Source organism: Streptosporangium sp. NPDC001559 (genome assembly GCF_042893955.1).
GTDB lineage: Bacteria > Actinomycetota > Actinomycetes > Streptosporangiales > Streptosporangiaceae > Streptosporangium.
The window spans coordinates 1-1,245 of the sequence record NZ_JBIAVG010000051.1; the positions used below are offsets into that span (position 1 = coordinate 1).

The window sequence follows — 1,245 nt, forward strand, 5'->3', positions numbered from 1 at the left end:
TCAAGGCCACCGACCCCGCGGCCAGGATCGGCTCTCTGCTGCTGCATCCCGGCGGCCCCGGTTCCTCCGGGGTCGGCTACGCGCTTTCCCTGAACAACTTCAGCCCGGAGCTCAAACGCCGGTTCGACATCGTGGGGTTCGATCCCCGCGGTGTGGAGGGCAGCGGGCGCATCGCATGTTCGGCCCAGCTGATGTCCCGGTTCCCCGATCCGCTCATCAAGAGTCAGGCGGAGTTCGACGCCTGGCTCGACTACGGCAAGCGGTTGCGCGCCGACTGCCGTGCCCGGACAGGACCGGTCTTCGACCATGTCGACAGCGTGAGCGCGGCCCGCGACATCGACGCGATCCGCGAAGCGCTCGGCGAGGGGAAGGTCACCTTCTACGGCCTGTCCTACGGCACGCTGGCCGGCCAGATGTACGCCGAACTGTTTCCCCACCGGATCCGCGCCCTCGCCCTGGACAGCAATCTGGACCACAGTCTGAGCACCGGCCCCTACCTCTACAGCTGGGCCACGTTCGCCCAGGACAGTTTCGACGAGTTCGTCAAATGGTGCGGCGGGGAGACCCGATGCGCGCTGCACGGCACGAACGTGCGCGCGTTCTGGGCTCGCCTGCTGGAGCGTGCCGACCGCGGTGAGATCCGCGCCCCCGGCGCCCCTGCCAGGTCGCTCACCAGACAGGACGTGATCCGCTACGTCTTCCGGGCGGGCTATGTACCCACGTGGTTCGAACTGGCCGAACTGCTCCTCGCCCTGGAGGCGGGCGCGCAGGAGCCGCCCGCCTCCGCGGCCTGGCTGCTGAGCGAGACGGCGGACTCGCGGCAGGCTCCCGCGGCCGCCGAACCGGAGGTGTCCAACCCCCTCCAGATCTTCTGTGAGGATTTTCGCTGGCCGATCCGCGACTACCGCGAGTACGCCGGACACCTCCGCCGCGCCAAGGCCGTCGCACCGGACATGGGGATCGTCCCGACCAGTCTGACGCTCACCGCCCTGTGTCTGGGTGAACCGGATCCGATCCCGAACCCACAGCATCGCCTGCGGGTGAAGGGCGGCCCGCCGCTGCTGCTCGTCAACGGGCTGCACGACCCGGCCACCGGCTACGCCTGGGCGCTCAACGCCGCCGCCCAGATCGGGAAGCAGGCGCGGCTGCTCACCTACGAAGGGTGGGGGCACGGCGCCTATGGCCGTGGCGACTGTGTCACGGCCGCCGTCGACGCCTACCTGATCTCGCTGAGGCTGCCCGCGC

1 protein-coding gene is annotated in these 1,245 nt (G+C 69.7%); it reads left to right on the forward strand.

The window, feature by feature from the left end; translation table 11 throughout:
- A partial coding sequence (locus ACFYY8_RS42115) for an alpha/beta hydrolase (RefSeq protein WP_390050699.1) occupies nucleotides 1–1,245 on the forward strand: 1,245 nt, incomplete at both ends.